Origin of the sequence: Desulfonatronum zhilinae, from assembly GCF_900182865.1 — a bacterium.
Lineage (GTDB): Bacteria > Desulfobacterota > Desulfovibrionia > Desulfovibrionales > Desulfonatronaceae > Desulfonatronum > Desulfonatronum lacustre.
The window spans coordinates 193504-210265 of sequence record NZ_FXUJ01000002.1 but is presented as its reverse complement, the minus strand read 5'-3'; the positions used below and the strand labels follow the sequence as shown (position 1 = coordinate 210265).

12 protein-coding genes and 2 tRNA genes are annotated in these 16762 nt (G+C 61.0%); 9 read left to right on the top strand and 5 right to left on the bottom strand.

Annotation, left to right across the window (positions count from 1 at the left end; translation table 11 throughout):
- Nucleotides 1-7 precede the first annotated feature (7 nt).
- On the bottom strand, nucleotides 8-3391 hold the full coding sequence (locus tag AC559A_RS03350; RefSeq protein WP_498816236.1) for a PAS domain S-box protein: 3384 nt from the start codon (nucleotides 3389-3391) through the stop codon (nucleotides 8-10).
- A gap of 415 nt (nucleotides 3392-3806) precedes the next feature.
- On the opposite strand from AC559A_RS03350, the gene rplM reads away from it, so the two are divergent.
- From rplM to AC559A_RS03330, 4 genes are all read left to right on the top strand, one after another.
- Nucleotides 3807-4235, top strand: coding sequence for a 50S ribosomal protein L13 (gene rplM / locus AC559A_RS03345; RefSeq protein ID WP_028572479.1), 429 nt, complete (start codon nucleotides 3807-3809; stop codon nucleotides 4233-4235).
- A 12-nt stretch (nucleotides 4236-4247) separates the two neighbouring features.
- Complete coding sequence (gene rpsI / locus AC559A_RS03340; protein ID WP_028572480.1) at nucleotides 4248-4640, top strand: 30S ribosomal protein S9; 393 nt, start codon at nucleotides 4248-4250, stop codon at nucleotides 4638-4640.
- Between the two features lie 407 nt (nucleotides 4641-5047).
- A complete protein-coding gene (locus AC559A_RS03335; RefSeq protein WP_498816234.1) occupies nucleotides 5048-6013 on the top strand; it encodes a DUF58 domain-containing protein in 966 nt (321 codons plus the stop codon).
- Nucleotides 6010-8211: a transglutaminase TgpA family protein gene (locus tag AC559A_RS03330; RefSeq protein ID WP_498816232.1), complete on the top strand. Its 2202-nt coding sequence runs from the start codon at nucleotides 6010-6012 to the stop codon at nucleotides 8209-8211. The genes AC559A_RS03335 and AC559A_RS03330 overlap by 4 nt, the downstream gene beginning before the upstream one ends.
- A gap of 61 nt (nucleotides 8212-8272) precedes the next feature.
- On the opposite strand, the gene AC559A_RS03325 is transcribed toward AC559A_RS03330, so the two are convergent.
- The 4 genes from AC559A_RS03325 to AC559A_RS03310 all read right to left on the bottom strand — a co-directional run bounded on the left by AC559A_RS03325 (nucleotide 8273) and on the right by AC559A_RS03310 (nucleotide 11227).
- On the bottom strand, nucleotides 8273-9043 hold the full coding sequence (locus tag AC559A_RS03325; RefSeq protein ID WP_498816231.1) for a purine nucleoside phosphorylase YfiH/LACC1 family protein: 771 nt from the start codon (nucleotides 9041-9043) through the stop codon (nucleotides 8273-8275).
- Nucleotides 9040-9621, bottom strand: coding sequence for a 5-formyltetrahydrofolate cyclo-ligase (locus AC559A_RS03320; protein ID WP_498816230.1), 582 nt, complete (start codon nucleotides 9619-9621; stop codon nucleotides 9040-9042). The genes AC559A_RS03325 and AC559A_RS03320 overlap by 4 nt, the downstream gene beginning before the upstream one ends.
- The gene (ahcY, locus tag AC559A_RS03315) at nucleotides 9621-10928 is read right to left on the bottom strand and encodes an adenosylhomocysteinase (RefSeq protein WP_498816228.1); all 1308 of its coding nucleotides are present in this window, start codon (nucleotides 10926-10928) and stop codon (nucleotides 9621-9623) included. Before ahcY ends, AC559A_RS03320 begins: the two co-directional genes overlap by 1 nt.
- A gap of 223 nt (nucleotides 10929-11151) precedes the next feature.
- Nucleotides 11152-11227, bottom strand: a tRNA-His gene (locus AC559A_RS03310).
- Between the two features lie 328 nt (nucleotides 11228-11555).
- On the opposite strand from AC559A_RS03310, the gene murA reads away from it, so the two are divergent.
- From murA to mutL, 5 genes are all read left to right on the top strand, one after another.
- The gene (gene murA / locus AC559A_RS03305; protein ID WP_028572484.1) at nucleotides 11556-12809 is read left to right on the top strand and encodes a UDP-N-acetylglucosamine 1-carboxyvinyltransferase; all 1254 of its coding nucleotides are present in this window, start codon (nucleotides 11556-11558) and stop codon (nucleotides 12807-12809) included.
- A gap of 68 nt (nucleotides 12810-12877) precedes the next feature.
- Nucleotides 12878-12954 (top strand) — tRNA-Arg (locus AC559A_RS03300).
- Nucleotides 12955-13152: 198 nt separating this feature from the next.
- Nucleotides 13153-13686, top strand: coding sequence for a hypothetical protein (locus AC559A_RS03295; RefSeq protein WP_498816226.1), 534 nt, complete (start codon nucleotides 13153-13155; stop codon nucleotides 13684-13686).
- 19 nt (nucleotides 13687-13705) lie between these two features.
- Complete coding sequence (locus AC559A_RS03290) at nucleotides 13706-14584, top strand: patatin-like phospholipase family protein (protein WP_498816225.1); 879 nt, start codon at nucleotides 13706-13708, stop codon at nucleotides 14582-14584.
- A gap of 42 nt (nucleotides 14585-14626) precedes the next feature.
- On the top strand, nucleotides 14627-16597 hold the full coding sequence (gene mutL, locus AC559A_RS03285; RefSeq protein WP_498816223.1) for a DNA mismatch repair endonuclease MutL: 1971 nt from the start codon (nucleotides 14627-14629) through the stop codon (nucleotides 16595-16597).
- The last annotated feature ends 165 nt before the right edge of the window (nucleotides 16598-16762 follow it).

Sequence of the window (16762 nt, the reverse complement as noted above, 5' to 3'; positions counted from 1 at the left end):
TCCCTAACTATGCCTCCCTGATTTTGTCTTGCGAAAGCGTGAAGAAAAAGGTCGAGCCGAGACCAGGCGCGCTTTCAGCCCAGATCCGGCCGCCGTGCCGCTCCACGAATTCCTTGCAGAGCAACAGCCCGAGACCGCTGCCGCTCTCTCCTTCGGTTCCGCGGTTTCTCGTCTTTCTGGTCATGGAAAAAATGCCTTCCATGGTTTCCCGGTCCATGCCCACACCGGAATCTTGAACAGCGACGGTGACGTCGGCATTCGCTTCCACCGCGCGGATGTTCACCGTTCCCCCACGCTCCGTGAACTTGAGGGCATTGGAGAGCAGGTTGCGGATCACCGTGTTGAGCATGGCCTGGTCCGCGGAAACGACCAACTTCGAGGCCACCGTGTTGCTCAGGACGACCTCTTTTTGGATGGCCCACGGACGGAGAAGCCCTATGTTGGCGGCGATCACCTCGCGCAAAACGCACGGGACCGGCTCGAATGCCGTCAACCCTCGCTGCATCCGTGACCAGTCCAACAAATTCTCCAGCAACGCGAAAAGATCGCCCACGGTCTTGCCCATGATCTTCGCGATATTCCGCAGCTCTTTCGGGGACAGACCGCCGTCGTCCCGGCCCATCATCTCGGCCAATCCCAGCAGGCCGGACAAGGGAGACCTGAGATCATGGGCGATGATGGAGAAAAATTTATCCTTGTCCGCCAGAAGAGCCTTCAATTCCTCTCGGCTCTTTTCCAAAGCCTGCTCGGCCAACTTGCGCTGGGAGATGTCCTCCCGGATCAATATCCCTCCAGCGACCTTGCCTTCGTGAATGAGGGGCACTCCTCGAATGCTTGCCCAACCGCAGCCTCCCCCGGAGAATTCGGGAAAAAAGACCTCTCCCAGCTCGATACATTCTCCCTTGAGGATTTTAGCCGCTTCTCCGGCGACTCCCGCCTTCACCAGCCCCGGAAGTTCATGGATGAGCTTGCCCAAAAAGAAGCTTTTCTCCAGCTTACCCTGGGCAAACACGTTCATGTGCCAGTCGTTGACAAAGGTCACCCGCCCCTGGTGATCGAAGCGCATGATGGAAATTGGACATTTTTCCGCAAGAGTTTTGAATTCCTCCCGGCTTTCCCGCAAGGCCTGCTCGGTTCGACGCTGCTCGCTGACGTCCTGAAAGATGCAGTGGGTCCTTTGGAACCGGCCCTGCCCGTCTTTCTGAATCTTGCCGTTGAAAAAGACGAGAATGGTCGAGCCGTCCTGCTTGATCATCTCGAATTCAACGCCCAGGATTTCGCCCACCGCCTTGAATTTGGGAAAATTCTCCTTGAAATGGTCTTTCCAGCCAGGAGGCAAAATGTCACTGAAATTCTTGCCGATGAGTTCCTCTCGGCTGTAGCCAAGCACATCCAGAAAGGCTTGGTTGATGTCCAGGAAATTGCCCTTTTCGTCCAGGGACTGATAGGGCATGGGAGCGTTCTGAAACAGCAGCCGAAAGCGTTCCTCGCTGTCCAGTCGTGCCTGCTCGGCCAGCTTGCGCTGGGTCACGTCGGCCATGGTTATGAACGAACAATTGTTTGCGAAAAAATTCCCCCGAAATTCGACATGCTTGACCATGCCGTTCGCGCAGGTCACCGGGTATTCCCGAATTGCCTCGGCAGCTTCCCGTGTCGTCTGTTTCCAGTTTTCAATGACCTCTTTTCGCTGTTTTTCGTCCGGATAGGCCAAGGGAAACCAGTCCTCAAGCGTGCGAATCCTTCCCGGAGGATAGCCGGTCATTTCGTGAAATTCGTTATTGCTCTTCAGGAGGTTGCCCGCCCCGTCCCAGGCGACGACTCCCAGGGGAAGATTCTCCAATAAGCTCTCCAGTTCAAGGGTTTTGCGTTCAAGGGCCGCTTCCGTGTTTTTGAGCTCCGTAACGTCCATTATCATAATCAGGGAACCCCTGAAATTTTTCTTGGAGTCGAGGAGAGGGGTGGCGGAATGCAGGGTCCAGATCGCGCGCCCATCCTTATGGATCAGCCGGAGAAGGTGACGAACATGATTGCCTTCGCGATTCTTGGCTGCTTGGGTAGCCGCTCTATCCAGATCTTCCGGATGAAAATATGCAAGTGCGAAGGTATCCACTACTTCCTCGGGTGTGTAACCAAACAAGGCCTCAATCTTCTGGTTGACGAAGGTGATCCGCTGCTCCTCATCCACCATGACGATGCCTTCATTGGCCGTTTCCAAAATCTGACGATGCAGACGTTCGCGCTCTTCGAGACGCTCATGGATTTCCATGAAATACGTCAGGTCATGGATCGTGACCACCACGCCGGCCACGTCTCCGTTTTTGTGGCAGGGGGTGTAGATTACATGAACGTATTTTCGTTTACCATTCCGATACGTCCGCCATTCTTGAAAAAAAGCCGGTTGTCCGAGTTGCAGCGCCTTCTCGATTCTGGATTTCAACGTCTGATCAAAAAACTCCTGACCCCAATAATCAATCAGGAACTCGGCCCACTGCCTGCCCTCAATGTCGGCGGCGGACATGCCCGACAGTTTTTCGTGTGCCCGGTTGACCGCAACGATGACCCCGTCGGCGTCGACAAACGCCTGGGCGTCGTGGGAACTGTCCACCATCTGCTCGAAGATGCGCAGTCCTTTCTCCGCCTGTCTCCGTTGTTCCGCCTCCTGCTTGTACTTTTCCGCCACCTCGGCAAGATCCTGATTCTTTCGAACCACATAAGCTTCCAGCTCTTCCTGGCGCAGCCCGACGGCCTGGTTCAAGACCACACAATCCGTGACGTCCTGAATGATCAGTTGCGTCGCCGTCGGATCATCCGGACTGGGTCGAAACGTGTCCGGATTAAGCATCAGCTTGCGCTCCTGGTCCTGCCTGGTCACGATGTCGACCAACATGCCGGAATCCGCCCGTCTCTGAGTCGCCATCTCCAAATAGCCAGCCGTCGCTTCCTGCTGGGACGGATGCACATGCCGCAGGAAGCGTTTGATCGTCGGCTTGACGGAAAAAGGGGCGTATCCCAGTAAGATGTACAAAGACTCGGACCAGAAAGGCTTCAAATTCGGTCCGCCCATAACCCAGGTCGCCAGGCGGGCCATGAAGCAAAACTGTTTGCCCGAAGGCATCCGGGATTCGTTTGTCGGAGAAGGAATTATCGCGTTCGAGGTCGGTGGAGTACGGTCAAAGAGCAGAAAAAAATTCAAGGGCGGCGTCTCCAGGGCCAGGGCCAAGTCCTGGATCAGCGAGAAGGAGGGCAAGGCCTCGCCCCGTTCGACCCGGCCAACATGCGTCACACTCAACCCGACCCGAGCAGCCAGTTCAGCCTGGGTCATTCCTTTCAGTACGCGCAAGTACTTCAGTCGGCTGCCAAAGGATTGGGCAACACTTCCGCCTTTGGTCATCTTGCCTCCCGGCTCGCCATTCGCGACTCTGAACGCATCGGAAAGATACAATTCTCGATTTTATACGCTTTTTCGTCTTGCTTCGACTTGTTTTCAGGCATGTCCAGAACTGTGTGTGTGTGTGTGGGGGGGGGGGGGGCATCTTAGAGTTTCCTTGGTATTCTTCGGGATGACGTGCATCACCTGTCTCGTCCGTGACCGGACAATCCGCATTGTTTTTGTTTTTGTGAAGAATCTAACAAAAGATGCCCCGTGAGGAAACAACATTGGATGTGCTTTTTAAGCAGTTTTTGTACCTGAGGGAAAAATCGGACAAACCAATCCGAGCTTGTTTTTCTCGACTCATGGCTTGACAGACTTCACCCTCTCCGCTTATAGGCTTCCTCTTTCAGTTCTGAACGAGGAGACGGAGCGCATGAAGACATATTCCCCGACAGCGGCGGAGCTGAACCGCGAATGGTACGTGGTCGACGCCGAAGACAAGATTTTGGGCCGCCTGGCGAGCACCATCGCCATGCGCCTGCGTGGAAAACATAAGCCTGAATTCGTCCCGCATATGGACAACGGTGATTTTATCGTCGTGGTCAATGCTGAGAAGGTCAAGGTTACGGGCGCCAAGCTGGATCAGAAGATGTATAATCGCCATTCCGGCTACATGGGCGGCCTGAAGCAGACCAAGCTGCGGACCATGCTTCAGAAAAAGCCTGAGCACGTCCTGCAGCACGCGGTCAAGGGCATGCTGCCCAAGAATCGCCTGGGACGCGCCTTGCTCAAGAAGCTGAAGGTATACCCGGGTACCGAGCATCCCCATGCGGCACAACAGCCGAAACAATTGGATTTTTAAGAGAGGTCGCGCATGAGCAGTGAATTCTTCTACGGAACCGGACGCCGGAAATCCGCCGTTGCCAGGACCCGCATCTATCCCGGAAGCGGACAGATTCTGGTGAACAATCGGCCCTTTGACGAATACTTTCCTCGGGCCACTCTGCGGATGATCGTGCGCCAGCCCTTGAACCTGACCAAAACCCTGGGCAAGTTCGACATCAAGGCCACCGTGGACGGCGGCGGCGTTGCCGGACAGGCCGAGGCCCTGCGCCACGGCATTTCCCGCGCCCTGCTGGCCTTTGACTTAGAACTGCGGCCGACCCTGAAGCGCGCCGGCCTGCTGACCCGGGACGCCCGGATCAAGGAACGCAAAAAATACGGCCTGCGTTCCGCCCGAGCCCGGTTCCAGTACTCCAAGCGGTAATATCCGCCCTTTTCGACATTGCTTTTCAGGCGGATCTCTCCAGAGAGGTCCGCCTTTTTTGTTTTCTGCCTGTAACTACTCAGTACATTTTGTGTCCGCTCTTGCTCCGGCAATCGGTATCGGGGTCGGCGCTTCGCTATCGGAGTCGGAATCGAAACATGAAGAATTTAGAACGCATCCCAGCGTTTTCGATCCCGATTCCGATCCCGATTCCGATTCCGATTCCGACCCCGGCAGCAGAATTACTCTCTGTGCTGAGTAGTTGCACATTTTTTTACTTTCTCGGCATAAAATATCGTCCTTTCAGAACTCAAGCCAATTCTATGCCCAAACCCGGTGGTTAAAACCACCGGCTCTACGATTTCTCCCTTCCAGGGAGGATAAAACAAAATGCCACACGACCCTCCATGAAAAACAGACGGAGTGACCACCTCCCAGTACGGCTGGGGACCAACCGCATCTACATTCTGCCCACCAAAACCGGAACGACCTTTTTCATCCTGCTGGTCGTCCTGCTGCTGATCTCCATCAACTACAACAATCCGCCGGGCTATCTCCTGACTTTCCTGCTGACCGGCATCGCCCTGGTCGGTATTTTTCACACCCATCGCGGTCTCTCCGGGCTGCTGATCAGCCACGGTGCGGCATCGCCGGTTTTTGCGGGCGGCCGAGCGGAATTTCCGGTCGCGGTCACCAACCCGAGCCGGTGGCCGCGTCACGGGATTCAGGTCGGTTGGGCCCGGGTCGATACCGGACCACTCAAAGACGTCCCCGCCGCCGAAGAGCAGATATTTCTTCCGTCCTTGCCCGCAGCCACCCGAGGAGCATTGCGGCCAAAGCGGATCGTTGTCGCCACGGTTTTTCCCCTGGGCCTGTTCCGGGCCTGGTCCTGGGTCGCCCTGCCATTGCGCTGCGTGGTGTACCCGGCCCCGAATCCGAGGGCTTCCGTCTTTGATCAACAAAGCGCTTCCCTGGACCAAGGCGAGGACCGTCCACGGGCGGGAAACACCCTGGAAGGCGAGGAATACCATGGCTTGCGTGCATATCAGATGGGCGACCCCTTGCGTCGGATCGCCTGGAAGGCCGTAGCCAGGGGCACGGAGCTGGTATCCAAGGAGTTCGCCGACGACGCCCGTCAGGAGGATATCGTGCTGGACTGGAACGCCCTGCCCGGCGAGGAGACCGAGGCCAAGCTGTCCCTGCTCTGCCGTCTGGTGCTGGACGCGGAGGCCGCTGGGCAGGGCTACAGTCTGCGGATTCCCGGCCAACGCATCCCCGTGGGCAACGGACCGCGCCAGATGCACGCCTGCCTGACGGCCCTGGCGCTGTTCGCCATGCCTGATTCAGAGCCAGTCGACGAGGTCCGGCGATGATGATCCGTGCCTCGCGAACCCTCCTGCGTGATCCCCTCGGCCCCTGGGTTTGGATTCTCGGGCCGGCCTTCCTGGCCGCGTTGCCGCATTTCGCCAGATATCCGGCGTGGATCGGATTGACCTGCGTCGGCTTATGGACCCTGTGGCTCTCCACCTTGCAACGCCCAGGATTGACGCCGTCCAGAATGATCCGGTTCGCCTTGACTCTGGGCTGCGTCGGCGGCGTCTACTTCAGCTTCGGCTACTTGCTGGGGCCGGAACCCGGTACGGCCCTGCTCCTGCTCCTGCTGGCCCTGAAGCCCTTTGAGGCCAAGGGACGCCGGGATCAGATCCAGATTCTGTTCATGACGTACCTGCTGGTGCTGCTCCAGTTTCTGCACAGCCAAAGCCTGCTGGTGGCGGGATACATGATTTTGGTCGTGCTGATCGCCACGGCGGCCCTGGTTGGCGTCGCCCACCCGGCCAGCCAGACCGATCCGCGATTTCGGCTGCGCCAGGCAAGCGTCCTGCTGCTCCAGGCCCTGCCGGTAATGCTGATCCTGTTCGTGCTCTTTCCCCGCCTGCCCGGCTCACTTTGGGGCCTGTTCCAGACCCCGCGAACCGGGCTGACCGGGCTCAGCGACACCATGAGCCCGGGAGACATCAGCGAACTGCTGCAATCCTCGGAAGTGGTCTTCCGGGTCGCCTTTGACGATCAACCGCCGGCGGTCGGCCGGATGTATTGGCGAGCCCTGGTGCTCTGGGAAACGGACGGGCGGACGTGGCGGGTCGGCGAATCCGACCGAGAATCCGACCGAGAATCCGGGCGGAAATCCGGCCGGGAGTCCGGACAGTGGCAGGTCCGGCCCCTGAGCGAGCCCGTGGAATACGTCCTGACCATGGAAGCCCATGGCCAGCGGTGGCTTCCGGTCCTGGAAATGCCGCTGCAAGGCAACCAGGGAAGGCAACGTGGCACATGGGCGGACGCCTTGCCCGAGACGCCCCCCGATACGCCCCCTGGCACGATGCCTGCCACGGGCCCGGACACGTCACTCCCAGCGACTCCGGCGTCTCTTCCAGCCCCTCAGGGGCTCACGGCTGGGGAACTCGAACCGGCTTCGGACTTTCGTCTGGAAGTTCGTGAAGAACTGCGTCGCCGCGCCCGGTTTCAGCTCCAGGCGGCCCTGGAATTCGAGACGGACGCCCCGACGTCGGGAGAGCATCTTCGTGCCCTGGAGCTTCCGCCCTCCGGCAACGAGAGGGCCAGGGAACTCGCACGAAGTTGGGCCACGACGGCCATGGACGAGCGGACCGTGGTGGACCGAGCCTTGGATTTCTTCCGCGACGAGACCTTTGACTACACCCTGCGTCCGCCCTTGCTGCGCGAGGAGGCCGTGGACGACTTTCTGTTCCGGACCCGGAGCGGGTATTGCGAGCACTATGCATCGGCCTTCACCTTCCTGATGCGCGCCGCCGGCATCCCGGCCCGGGTGGTCGTCGGCTATCAGGGCGGGGACCGCAATCCCTTGGGAGACTACTTCGTGATCCGGCAGTATCACGCCCACGCCTGGAGCGAAGTCTGGTTGGAGGAAACCGGCTGGACCCGTGTGGATCCGACCACGGTGCTCGCACCGGAACGGATCGACGTGGGTGCCGGGGCCCTGGTGCCGAATATCGACATGCCCAGAGTGCTTTCCAGCCGGGAAATGGGGTGGGTGATCAGCGCCTGGCGCGGCCTGACCCAGGGCTGGGACGCGGCCAATACGGTCTGGAATCAATGGGTCCTGGATTTCGGCTTCGAGCGGCAGCGCCGTTTCCTGGAGCGTTTCGGCCTGGCCGGAACGACCCGTCTGGAACGCCTCGGCCATCTGGCCCTGGCCCTGAGCCTGAGCTTTGTCGCCGCGGCCCTGGTCTACGGTTTGATCCTGCTCCGCTCACGCCCGCCCGAGGACGTCCTGGACACAACCTACGCCAGGTTCTGCCGCCGTCTGGCCAAAATCGGCATCCCCCGCTTTCCTCAGGAAGGGCCAAGAGATTACGCCCTTCGAGCCGCCGGGCTGCGCCCGGACCTGGCCGAATCAATCATGGCCGTCAGCGAGGGCTACATCCGATTGCGCTACGGGGCGTCCCCGTCGCTTGCCCCGGACACGGCCTCTCTCAAGGCCCAACAGGACGAATTGATCCGGACGGTTCGCGCATTTCACCCCAAGCCGAACTGACCAGAACCGCGAGAGATGAGGTCGGAATATGCGCCCTGCCGTGCTACCTGACGGCACTGGATCAGGCGATCCGGATCAATCCGACCTGACGGCCGGTTGTCTTGTCGCGGCGGTAGGAGAAGAAGGTTTCAGGCAGGCCGGCGGTGCAGAGGTCCAGGCCGAAGACGTGGGCCGGGCGGAGGCCGGCGGCCAGGAGTTGATCCCGGGTCAGCCGCCAGAGGTCCACGGTTTTGGCTTCGGAGTCGAAGTAGTCGAGGAATGCGTCGCCCCATTCCAATTCAAAGTTGACGAACTCACTGGCGCCGGGTCCCAGACTGGGGCCGCGCACGGCCAGAACGTCTTCGGGACGAAGGTTGTAGGCCCGGCAAAACGCGGCTACGCCTTTTTGGGGGAAGCCCTGGCGGTTGCCGCGCCAACCGCAGTGCAGGGCCGCCACGTGCCGTCCGCCCCGATGGGCCAGGAGGATGGGCTGGCAGTCCGCGGTTTTCACGATCAGGGCCAGACCGGGGCGGGACGTGGCCGAGCCGTCGGCCTCCAGGGTGGGGCGCGGGGAGACGGCGTCATCACTCGTTCCCGCATCCGTTCCCGCACTTGGCGGGCCTGGTTCGATGATCATTTCCACGCCGTGGACCTGCCTGGTCTCGAACCAGTGGCCGAAGTCCAGCCTACGTTGCAGAATCTGACGGTTGGCCAGGACCCTGGCGTCCTCGTCCCCCACTTCAAGGGAGAAATTGGCCTCGGCGTAGGGCCCTTGGCTCACGCCGCCCAGCCGGGTGGTGAAGGCCGCCTGGATGTTCGGCAGGCCGGGAAAGGAAAAGGGGATGATGGTCATCGCGGGGGGCGGATGGTTTCCCGCTCCGTGCAGACCACGCGTACGGGCTGGTCGTGGGCTTCCCGGGGCAGGTGGTCCAGCAGGGTGTCGTGGAAGGTCGGGCCGATGGTCAGGATGTGTGGATCGAGCCGGGAGAGCAGGCGGTCATAGTAGCCGCCGCCAAAGCCCAGCCGGAATCCATCGCGGTCAAAGGCCAGGGCCGGGACCAGCACGGCGTCCGCGTCGTGCGGAGCACACTGGGTGCAAACCCGGCGGTCCGGCTCAAGGATGTCGTAGCGGCCGGGCAGCAGTTCGTCTTTGGACCGAAATTCCAGGAAATCCATTTCCCCGAAGCGCTCCGGGCAACAGCATGGGGCCAGGGTGCGCACACCCCGGCCCCAAAGTTCCCGGATCAGCGGCCACGTGTCCACTTCGCCCGGCAGGGGCAGATAGACCAGGACGGTCCGCGCCCCGCCGAGTATCCGGGCCCATTCGGGCAGGCCGCGAACCTGTTGGAGAATCCGCTCGTGGACCGCCGGGTCCGCGGCCGACGCCTCGCGCCGGACCCGCAACCCGCGGCGCAACGCGGCCTTGTCCATTAGTAGCGATAGTATTCCGGCTTGTAGGGGCCGTCCTGGGATACGCCCAGATATTCGGCCTGGGCCGTGGTCAGGGTGGTCAGGCCCACGCCCAGCTTGCCCAGATGCAGCCGGGCCACCTTTTCGTCCAGCAGCTTGGGCAGGACGTAGACCTTGTTTTCGTACTTGCCGGGGTTGGCCCACAGCTCAATCTGGGCGATGACCTGGTTGGTGAAGGAGGCGGACATCACGAAGGAAGGGTGGCCCGTGGCGCAGCCCAGGTTGACCAGCCGTCCCTCGGCCAGGAGGATGATCCGCTTGCCGTCCGGGAAAACGATGTGATCCACCTGGGGCTTGATGTTGATCCAGTTCAGTTCGCGGATTCCGGCCACATCGATTTCCAGGTCGAAGTGACCGATGTTGCAGACGATGGCCTGGTCCTTCATCACGTCCATGTGCGCCCGGGTGACCACGTCCCGGCAGCCCGTGGCCGTGACGAAGATGTCGCCGAGCGGCGCGGCCTCTTCCATGGTCAGCACCTGGTAGCCTTCCATGGCCGCCTGCAGGGCGATGATCGGGTCGACCTCCGTGATCAGCACCCGGGCCCCCAGGCCGCGCATGGCCTGGGCGCAGCCCTTGCCCACGTCCCCGTATCCGGCCACCACCACGACCTTGCCGGCCACCATCACGTCCGTGGCCCGCTTGATCCCGTCGGCCAAGGACTCCCGGCAACCGTAGAGGTTGTCGAACTTGCTCTTGGTCACGGAGTCGTTGACGTTGAAGGCCGGGCACATCAAGGTGCCTGCTTTTTCCATCTGGTAGAGCCGGTGCACGCCGGTGGTGGTCTCCTCGGACAGGCCGCGCACGCCCTCCATCAGTTCCGGGCGTTTCTCATGCAGCACCTGGGTCAGGTCGCCGCCGTCGTCCAGGAGCATGTTCGGGGTCCAGCCGTCCGGGCCCTGGATGGTCTGATCCACGCACCACCAGTATTCCTCCTCGGTCTCGCCCTTCCAGGCAAAGACCGGAATCCCGGCGGCGGCGATGGCCGCGGCGGCATGGTCCTGGGTGGAGAAGATGTTGCAGGAACTCCACCGGACCTCGGCGCCCAGGTGGATCAGGGTTTCGATGAGCACCGCGGTCTGGATGGTCATGTGCAGGCAGCCGGCGATGCGCGCGCCCGTCAGGGGCTTGGACGGTCCGAACTCCTTGCGCAGGGCCATCAGGCCGGGCATCTCGGTTTCCGCGATTTCGATCTCCTGGCGGCCCCATTGGGCCAGGGACATGTCGCGAACCTTGTAGTCCGTGGTGGTATCAGGAATTCTGGTCATCGGTCGTACTCCTTTGCGTTCGGCGAATAAGAAAAATGAAGATGAAACAAGGGGCGGGCCCCATCGGGACCGTTTGAGCCTGGCCTGGCTTGATCGAGCTTGGGCCGGATCGGGCGGGACGGTCGTGTTTGAAAAAAACGAGAAAAACCTATATCCCCCCACGGGTCAAGCGCGGGCAAGCAAAAGGGGTCAACCCGTGTCCGGATTGACCCCTTGAATTGCATGGGGTGGATGACGCGACTTGAACGCGCGGCCGCCTGGGCCACAACCAGGTGCTCTACCTACTGAGCTACACCCACCGTGTAAAAGATGACTTTTAAGCGAAACATCGTCTTCTCGTCAAGGGGATGCGTCGTCACACCCAGGGCCATTTTGTTCTCTGCAAAATTTCTATAATTTCAGAGCGGTAGGTTGCAGTATGTTCAAAGGGAACCCCCAGGGTGGGCCAGCAATCATCGGAATCGAAATCGCTATCGAAATCGCTATCGAAATCGGAAAGTTACCAGAAATCGATTTCGATCACGATTTCGATTTCGATACCGATTCAGTGCGCCCGTAGTGCGAGAACAAATCTGTCCTGTCGTCACACCCCATACCTTAACCATAAAGAATACTCCGGAGGATATTTTGGATAAACTGATCATCGAAGGGAACGTCCCCCTGCATGGGCGAATACGGATCAGTGGGTCGAAAAACGCGGCCCTGCCCATTTTACTGGCCTGCATCCTGGCCGAGGGCCCGATCCGCCTGCGCAACGTTCCCAAGCTCAAGGACATCGCCACGACCCTCCAACTGCTGCGCCTTCTGGGCTGCGAGGCAGAGCAGAACGGCGAGACCGTGGTCACCTGCGTGGGGGAGAATCTGATTCCCGAGGCTCCGTACGAATTGGTACGGACCATGCGTGCCTCGGTGCTCTGCCTGGGGCCGCTGCTGGCCCGCCTGGGCAAGGCCGTGGTGGCCCTGCCCGGCGGCTGCGCCATCGGCTCCCGACCAGTGGACCTGCACCTGCGCGGCCTGGAGCGAATGGGCGCCACCTTCGACCTGGAGGCCGGAAACATCATCGGCCGCTGCGACCGGCTCAAGGGAGCGCACATTCATTTCGATTTCCCCACGGTGGGGGGTACGGAAAACCTGCTCATGGCCGCCAGCCTGGCCGAAGGCGAAACCATCCTGGAAAACGCGGCCCGGGAGCCCGAGGTGACCAACCTGGCCGATTTCCTGAACGCCTGTGGCGCGAAGATCCAGGGCCAAGGCACCAGCATCATCCGCGTCCAGGGGGTGGAACGGCTTACCGGTGCCGAATTCAGCGTCATGCCGGACCGGATCGAAGCCGGAACCTTCCTGGTGGCTGCGGTGATCACGGACGGAGAACTCTATCTGGAGAACTGCTCCATGGCCGACCTGGACGCCGTGGTCTACAAGCTGCGGGAAATGGGGGTCTGGCTCCAGGAAGGCAAGACCGGCGTCCTGGCCAAGCGCGGGGCCGATCTGGTGGGAGTGGACGTGATGACCCAGCCTTTTCCCGGCTTTCCCACGGACATGCAGGCCCAGATTATGACCCTAATGGGCTTGGCCGAGGGTTCGGGCACGATCAAGGAAACCATCTTCGAGAACCGTTTCATGCACGTTCAGGAATTGGTCCGGATGGGTGCGCGGATCAAGGTCTCCGGCCAGAACGCCCTGGTCCGGGGCGTGGACCACTACATCGGGGCCCCGGTCATGGCCTCGGACCTGCGGGCCAGCGCCTCCCTGGTCCTGGCCGGTCTCGCGGCCAAGGGCACCACGGAAGTCCGCCGGATCTATCACCTGGACCGAGGCTACGAGGATCTGGAAGCCAAACTGTCCCAGGTAGGGGCACGAATTCGTCGCGTGGCCCAGTAAGCTTATCCCGCGCCCACGTTCGCAACGTCTTGACGTCGTGTTCCTCGGGCGTTAGGAAATCAGGTTCCGCTCCCGTAGCTCAGGTGGATAGAGCGATCGCCTCCTAAGCGATAGGCCGCAGGTTCGAATCCTACCGGGAGCACCATATTTTTCTTAAAAGCCACCGTCGTCACGACGGTGGCTTTTTTGCGGCGACTGCATCCCGGCCACAACGCACGGCTAGACATCTTGACCGTCCAAACGGTTTGCAAGTACCGATTCGGATCGACGCGCAAGCGGTTGGGGACGAAGCATCCTTTCGCCGCCTGTCTCCAGACTCCATTCAAACCCATAAGGAGAGGCCATGGCCGCTTCCCCCATTTTCTCCGAAATTCCAAACTTTTATCGCATCATTCCGCTGAAGCAACTCCGGAAAACCCCAGGAGTTTCCTTTGACAACGTGCCCATGGAATTCCTGCCCCGGATCGACGCCATCGACCGGGTGCTGCACGCTCGGAGCGCGGTTTCTCCCGGTCCGGTGGGAGAGGTGGCCCGGCCCTGGTACATGCATCTTTCTCAGGACGACAACCTGATCGTTTTGTACGGGACCCGGCATGTGGACATATACATCCAGGATCATGGGATGCGCAGCTTCACCGTAACGCCGACCCAAATTCTGCAGGACGGCGCGGTGCTGTTCAACGGACCGGCCATGCTGGTCTGGCCGCGTTTCGTGTTCCATCGGATCACCAGCGGCCCGGAAGGGTCGGCCTCGTTGAATTTCGCGGTGCATTACGAAGGGCTGGACATGCGCACCAACTTCAACATCTACGATCTGGACACCGAGACCGGCGAACACCGCGTGATCCGCGAAGGCTTTCGCGATCAGAACAGTTGATCCGAAAAGAGCGCGTTTCATGACCGGAGACTCCGCTTCTTCCCCTCCGCGCACCCCACGCGCCCCATGCAATTTAGACGACCTGCGTTCCGCCGGACTGGGTCTGGTCCTGGGCGGAGGAGCAGCCCGAGGGTTCGCCCATATCGGATTTCTTCAGGAGCTGATTCGGGCTGAGTTGCGTCCGGCTTGTCTTGCCGGCTCAAGCATCGGCGCGTTCATCGGCGCGGCCTACGCCGGCGGGGATTGGCCGCGATTCGTGGACCGGGCCCTGACGCTGCAACGGCTGGACCTGCTGCGCATGATCGACCCCGTTTTGCTGAAGTGCGGGCTGATGGACGGGGACAAGATTCTGGAGTTTCTTGCCGGCTTCCTGCGCGTCAAGAACCTGGAGGAGTGCGATCCCCCACTGGCCGTCAACGCCACGGACGCGACATCCGGCGAGGAAGTGGTCATCACCTCCGGCCCGATCATCCCGGCCGTGCGGGCCAGCATCGCCCTGCCGGGCATGTTCACTCCGGGCAGGGTCGGAGACCGGCTCCTGCTGGACGGAGGGCTGATCAACCCTTTGCCGGTCAACATCTGCCGCGGGATGGGGGCCGAGGTGGTGATGGCCGTGGACCTCAACGCCCATGTCCTCGAAACCGGAGGTTGCTCGGCCGATTCCGCCACGGACCGCAAGCCCGGTCTGATTTCCGTGCTGATCCACAGCATGTACATCATGCAGCGGACCGTGAACCTGATGCGCCTGGAAAAAGAGCCGCCCGACTTCCTGATCCAGCCGGAACTGCGCGACTTTCGCCTGCTGGATTTTTTCAAGGGCCCGGCCTGTTCGAACGCCGGAGCCCGGGCGGCCCGCGCCTTTCTTCACGATTTGGAATGTCCTGTTCAGATCGGATGACCCCCGAGAACAAAGCGGACCAACCACGCGCCACACCGACATATGCCTGAACACAATCCGTCCATTCGTATCCTGCCCCCGGAACTGCAAAACCAGATCGCCGCCGGCGAAGTGGTGGAGCGTCCGGCCAGCGTGCTTAAAGAGCTTCTGGAAAACAGCCTGGATGCCGGCGCGACACGGATTCAGGTCGTGGTGGATCGCGGCGGTCAGGGGCTGATCCAGGTCCAGGACGACGGGTTCGGCATCGCGCCGGACCAGTTGGAACTGGCCGTGACCCGGCACGCCACCAGCAAAATCCTGAGCAGCGAAGACCTGTTCTCCCTGCACAGCTTTGGATTTCGGGGCGAGGCCCTGCCCAGCATCGCTTCGGTCTCTCGCCTGCGTCTGACCTCCCTGGCCAGGGGGGACGAAACAGCCACATTCATCGACGTGGACGCCGGGCGCATCGTCGGCAACGGTCCGGCCGCCCTGCCCGAAGGTACCCGGGTGGAGGTCCGGGATCTGTTCGTCAATGTCCCGGCCAGGCTGAAATTCCTCAAGACCACCACCACCGAGGGCAAGCGCTGCCAGGACATCTTTTGCCGGTTGGCCCTGGCCCATCTCGGGGTGCATTTCGACTATACGGTAGGTGGGCGGGCGGCGTTGAATTTGCCGCCCACGGGGGATCTCCGGCAGCGCCTGGCCGCGATCTGGCCGCCCGCGGTCACGGACAGCCTGTTGGAAGTGGACCTGGTTCGCGACGGACAGGGTCTGCGCGGAATGGTCGGCGCGCCCGGTACGGCCCAGGGCCAGGCGGACCGGATGCTGCTGTACGTCAACCAGCGTCCGGTGCAGGACAAGCTCCTGCTGCGCGCGGTCCGGGACGCCTACCAGGGGCGGCTGTTGTCAAGGGAGTATCCCCAGACGGCCCTGTTCCTGGAGATTCCTCCGGAAGAGGTGGACGTCAACGTCCACCCGGCCAAGTCCGAGGTCCGGTTCCGCGACCAGCAGGGAATTTTTTCCCTGGTCCGGGCCGCCGTGTCCCAGGCTCTGGAACGCTCCGAACCCAAAACCTTCTCCTTGGGCCCCGCCTCCACCGAGCCGCTTGAAGGAGGGAATTCCCCTGGCTGCCTCGCTGATGGTCTCGCGAGAGTCCAACACGACCCTTTCTCCCCAGGAAGACCACCCACCCAGGAAACCGCCTATCCGGACGATCCGCGCCCGGGTAATCGTCCCAAGTTTTCCACCCTCCGCGAATACCAGCGACTTTTTCCCGCGGACTCCCGGCCTTCCTCATTCCCGGTCGCGTCAGTGGAAACAGCGGGTGGCAACGGAGAAACGGCTGGTCCGTTTTTTCAGCCCGCCCCCCCTGATCCGATCTCCAAAACACCTGACTCGACCGAATCCGCCCCGGGGGATGTTCACTATCTGGGGCAGGTGCTGAACACCTATCTGGTTCTGGCCACGGCCGAAGGCCTGCTGCTGGTGGACCAGCACGCGGCCCATGAGCGGGTTCTATTTCAGCGCTTGCGTCATTCCGCCCGTCCTGTGCCCCGTGACCTGCTGGTCTCCCTGGAACTGTCCCTGCACCCGGCTCAGCAGGAATCTTTGGAACAGCTCTGGACGACCTTGCCGGAAATCGGGTTTCGCTTGGAGAATCCCCGGCCCGGCCTGCTGCTTGTTCGCGGTCTGCCCGAACATATGGCCACCGGCGCGGCCAAGGAATTCCTCCTGGATCTGCTCAACGACCAGCCCGTTGACCTTGATTTAGGCCGCGACCAGGGCCAAGGACAAGAAGCGAATCTGAAGACGGAAGCGGCCCTCTCCCTTTCCCAAAAGCTGGAGCCGATCTGGCACCTGATGGCCTGCAAGAGCGCCATCACCGCCGGCCAAAAGCTGGATCGCTCAGAAGCGTTGCACCTCTTGGACGCCTGGCTGACTTGCCCGGACCGCTCTTTTTGCCCGCATGGACGCCCCATTACGGTCCGTCTGGGGGCCAATGAACTGGAGAAGCTGTTCAAGCGCAAGGGGTAATACCATTTCAAATTCAAAGCTTCTCTTTCGGTCTCGGTATCGGCATCGGAATCGGGGTCGAATTCGGATTGTTGGCGAACAAACAGTATCGATCCCGATCCCGACACCGACCCCGATAACTGTATTTTTTCAAGCGAATAACGCATTGCCGAAGTAGAATCGGTA

Excerpts from the sequence above, each read along its gene's own strand:
- AC559A_RS03350 (WP_498816236.1), bottom strand. The coding sequence starts at position 3,391 with ATGACCAAAGGCGGAAGTGTTGCCCAATCCTTTGGCAGCCGACTGAAG.
- rplM (WP_028572479.1), top strand. The coding sequence starts at position 3,807 with ATGAAGACATATTCCCCGACAGCGGCGGAGCTGAACCGCGAATGGTAC.
- rpsI (WP_028572480.1), top strand. The coding sequence starts at position 4,248 with ATGAGCAGTGAATTCTTCTACGGAACCGGACGCCGGAAATCCGCCGTT.
- AC559A_RS03335 (WP_498816234.1), top strand. The coding sequence starts at position 5,048 with ATGAAAAACAGACGGAGTGACCACCTCCCAGTACGGCTGGGGACCAAC.
- AC559A_RS03330 (WP_498816232.1), top strand. The coding sequence starts at position 6,010 with ATGATGATCCGTGCCTCGCGAACCCTCCTGCGTGATCCCCTCGGCCCC.
- AC559A_RS03325 (WP_498816231.1), bottom strand. The coding sequence starts at position 9,043 with ATGACCATCATCCCCTTTTCCTTTCCCGGCCTGCCGAACATCCAGGCG.
- AC559A_RS03320 (WP_498816230.1), bottom strand. The coding sequence starts at position 9,621 with ATGGACAAGGCCGCGTTGCGCCGCGGGTTGCGGGTCCGGCGCGAGGCG.
- ahcY (WP_498816228.1), bottom strand. The coding sequence starts at position 10,928 with ATGACCAGAATTCCTGATACCACCACGGACTACAAGGTTCGCGACATG.
- AC559A_RS03295 (WP_498816226.1), top strand. The coding sequence starts at position 13,153 with ATGGCCGCTTCCCCCATTTTCTCCGAAATTCCAAACTTTTATCGCATC.
- AC559A_RS03290 (WP_498816225.1), top strand. The coding sequence starts at position 13,706 with ATGACCGGAGACTCCGCTTCTTCCCCTCCGCGCACCCCACGCGCCCCA.
- mutL (WP_498816223.1), top strand. The coding sequence starts at position 14,627 with ATGCCTGAACACAATCCGTCCATTCGTATCCTGCCCCCGGAACTGCAA.